This is a genomic window from Microbacterium sp. zg.Y909 (assembly GCF_024626565.1).
In genome coordinates this window covers 1-3,245 of sequence record NZ_JANJFJ010000354.1, presented here as the reverse complement: position 1 = coordinate 3,245, position 3,245 = coordinate 1, and the positions used below count along the sequence as shown (strand labels likewise).

5 protein-coding genes are annotated in these 3,245 nt (G+C 70.3%); 3 read left to right on the top strand and 2 right to left on the bottom strand.

Features of this window, described 5'->3' with window-relative positions:
- The first annotated feature begins 1 nt into the window (after nucleotide 1).
- Nucleotides 2-433, top strand: a complete 432-nt coding sequence (gene rplK / locus NQ160_RS19005; protein ID WP_257494154.1) for a 50S ribosomal protein L11 — start codon at nucleotides 2-4, stop codon at nucleotides 431-433.
- A 13-nt stretch (nucleotides 434-446) separates the two neighbouring features.
- Complete coding sequence (gene rplA / locus NQ160_RS19000; protein WP_257516675.1) at nucleotides 447-1,133, top strand: 50S ribosomal protein L1; 687 nt, start codon at nucleotides 447-449, stop codon at nucleotides 1,131-1,133.
- A 211-nt stretch (nucleotides 1,134-1,344) separates the two neighbouring features.
- Here rplA and NQ160_RS18995 read toward each other — a convergent pair whose 3' ends face one another.
- Both NQ160_RS18995 and NQ160_RS18990 read right to left on the bottom strand, forming a co-directional pair.
- A complete protein-coding gene (locus NQ160_RS18995) occupies nucleotides 1,345-1,620 on the bottom strand; it encodes an acylphosphatase (RefSeq protein ID WP_257516674.1) in 276 nt (91 codons plus the stop codon).
- A 55-nt stretch (nucleotides 1,621-1,675) separates the two neighbouring features.
- Entirely contained in the window at nucleotides 1,676-2,338 is a 663-nt protein-coding gene (locus tag NQ160_RS18990; protein WP_257516671.1) for a LysE/ArgO family amino acid transporter, read from the bottom strand.
- A 68-nt stretch (nucleotides 2,339-2,406) separates the two neighbouring features.
- Between NQ160_RS18990 and NQ160_RS18985 the strand changes: the two genes are divergently transcribed.
- The coding region (locus NQ160_RS18985; protein ID WP_257516670.1) for a LysR family transcriptional regulator ArgP at nucleotides 2,407-3,245 on the top strand (839 nt) is incomplete at its 3' end.

The following is a 3,245-nucleotide window of genomic DNA, read 5'->3' as shown; positions in this document are numbered from 1 at the left end:
CATGGCACCCAAGAAAAAGGTGACCGGCCTGATCAAGCTCCAGATCAAGGCCGGCGCCGCGAACCCCGCGCCGCCGATCGGTCCGGCGCTCGGTCAGCACGGCGTCAACATCATGGAGTTCTGCAAGGCGTACAACGCCGCGACCGAGTCGCAGCGCGGCAACGTCATCCCCGTGGAGATCACCGTCTACGAGGACCGCAGCTTCACGTTCGTCCTGAAGACGCCGCCGGCCGCGGAGCTCATCAAGAAGGCCGCCGGAGTGGCCAAGGGCTCGCAGACGCCGCACACCACCAAGGTGGGCAAGCTCACCAAGGAGCAGGTGCGTCAGATCGCCGAGACCAAGCAGCCTGACCTGAACGCGAACGACATCGAGGCCGCCTCGAAGATCATCGCCGGCACCGCCCGCTCCATGGGCATCACGGTTGAGGACTGAGGGGATAACGAACATGGCTAAGTCCAAGGTTTACAACGCAGCGGCCGAGAAGCTCGAGCCCGGCAAGTTCTACTCGTCCACCGAGGCCGTTCAGCTGGCCAAGGAGACCGGGTCGAAGAAGTTCGACTCGACCGTCGAGGTCGCGCTCAAGCTGGCCGTCGACCCTCGCAAGGCGGACCAGATGGTCCGTGGCACGGTCATCCTGCCGCACGGCACGGGTAAGACCGCCCGCGTCATCGTGTTCGCGACGGGCCCGGCGGCTGAGGCCGCCATCGCCGCAGGCGCGGACGAGGTCGGCGGTGCCGAGCTCATCGAGAAGGTCGCCGGTGGCTGGACCAACTTCGACGCCGCGGTCTCCACGCCCGAGCTCATGGGCCAGGTCGGTCGCCTCGGTAAGGTGCTGGGTCCCCGTGGCCTCATGCCCAACCCGAAGACCGGCACCGTGACCCCCAACCCGGCCAAGGCCGTGGAGGAGATCAAGGGCGGAAAGATCGAGTTCCGTGTCGACAAGCACGCCAACGTGCACTTCGTCATCGGCAAGGCGTCGTTCACGGCCGAGCAGCTGGACGACAACTTCAAGGCTGCGCTCGAAGAGATCGTGCGCCTGAAGCCGTCGAGCTCCAAGGGCCGTTACATCCAGAAGGGTGCCATGTCGACGACGTTCGGCCCCGGCATCCCGCTGGACGTCAACGTCTTCTGAGCCGACCCGCTCACACGCAGGGACCTCGCCTCCGGGCGGGGTCCCTGCGTCGTTTCCGGGCGGTCTGCCGGTCGAGGGCGCTCACGAGAGCGTGCTCGCCTGTCGCGAATGGTCGCTGCAGGCGCCGGGAAAGCGTGGTCCGCGTCAGGTGAGGGGTGGGCGGCGGGGGAGCGGGAATGGGAGCGGCGGGGACAGTGGAGCGTGACGCTGCTCAAGCGGTCGGCAGGACGTCGAACCCCGCGGAGCGCCGGGGGTCGCGTTCGGTCACTGCTGCGGCATCTACCCGAGAGCCGGGAGGGCCCTCGGCCATCCACGCGAGCACCCCGTCGACCTGGTCCGCGGTGCCCTCGATCTCGGCCTCGACCGAGCCGTCTCGGCGGTTGCGGACCCAGCCCGATGCGCCGGCCTCATCGGCGACCATCCGCAGGGTGTAGCGGTAGCCCACGCCCTGGACGTCTCCGCGGACGATCACGTGCACGCGCCTCATGCCCCCATCGTGCCGCGCATGCGATGTCGCCGCGAGGGTCGGCGCGCGACCTGGGTCAGTGCGGCAGCACGAGACTGACCGCGAGCACCGCCATCACGACGGCGATGACGGCGTCGAGCACGCGCCACGCGCGCGGAGTCGCCAGCCACCGCCCGAGGAATCGTGCACCGTAGGCGAGCGAGAAGAACCACACGACGCTCGCGGTCATCGCGCCGAACGCGAACACCCAGCGCAGGTCGCCGTGGGTGGTGGCGGCGACGCCGAGCAGGAAGACCGTGTCGAGGTAGACGTGCGGGTTCAGCCAGGTGAGTGCGAGGCAGGTCAGCAGCACCGGCGCGAGTCGAGTCCGCGCCACGGTCGCACCGGGTGGGGCGGATGCCGTCTCGCCGCGGGCCGGCTGCGCCTGCGCCGTGCCGGCGGTGAGCGCCGCGCCGCTGGGTCGCCACGCGCGCCGAGCGGCCAGCACGGCATAGCCGAGCAGGAATGCCGCGCCCGCCCACCGCACGACGTCCACGAGCCACGGCATGGCCTCGAGCGCGATGCCGAGTCCCGCCACTCCGGCCGCGACCAGCGCGGCATCCGACAGCGCGCACACGATCGCGACAGCCGCGACGTGCTCGCGGCGCACCCCCTGGCGCAGCACGAAGAGGTTCTGCGCGCCGATCGCGACGATGAGCGAGAGACCGAGCGCGAAGCCGGCGACGAGGGAGGGGAGCACACGTCGACGTTACGTCTGCCAGGCAAATCAGTACAGCTCATGATTCTTCAGGCCCGTTAGCATGGCTTATGCCCCGAATCCCCGTGGACCTGGCCGAGACCCTGACGACCGTCATCGATGAGGGCACGCTGGATGCCGCGGCGCGGCGACTGCACGTGACGCCCTCGGCGGTCAGCCAGCGCATCAAGACGCTGGAGCAGCACATGGGCCGTGTACTTCTGGTGCGGTCGAAACCCGTGCGCGCCACGGATGCCGGCCGAGCGGTCGTGCGCCTGGCGCGCCAGTTCGCGCTGCTCGAGCACGATGCGGTGCGTGCGCTCGGCGGCGAGCAGGCGGCGGTGACCTCGGTGCCGCTGGCCGTCAACGCGGATTCGCTGGCGACGTGGTTCCTGCCGCCGCTGGCGCGGCTGTCGCGCCGGCATCCGGTCGTGTTCGATCTGCACCGCGACGACCAGGACTTCACCGCGGGGCTGCTGGAGAGCGGCACGGTGATGGCGGCCGTGACCTCGCAGGGCGCGCCGGTCGCCGGGTGCGCCGTGACCGCGCTCGGCACGCTGCGCTACGAGCCGGTGGCCACCCCCGATTTCGCGGCGCGGTGGTTCCCCGACGGAGCCGACGGCGGTACCCTCGCCGAGGCGCCGCTCGTGGACTTCGACCGTCGCGACGACATCCAGCGCGCGTGGCTCGGCCGTCGTGGCGTCGACCCGGGGGAGCCGCCGCGGCACTATGTGCCGGCATCCCACGACTTCGCCTCCGCCGTCACGCTGGGGCTCGGCTGGGCGATGCTGCCCCGTTTGCAGTCGCAGCGCGCCCTGGATGCCGGAGAGCTCGTGCTGCTGGGCGACGACGCGGTCGACGTGCCGCTGTACTGGCAGCAGTGGAATCTGCGGTCGCCGTTGCTGGATGC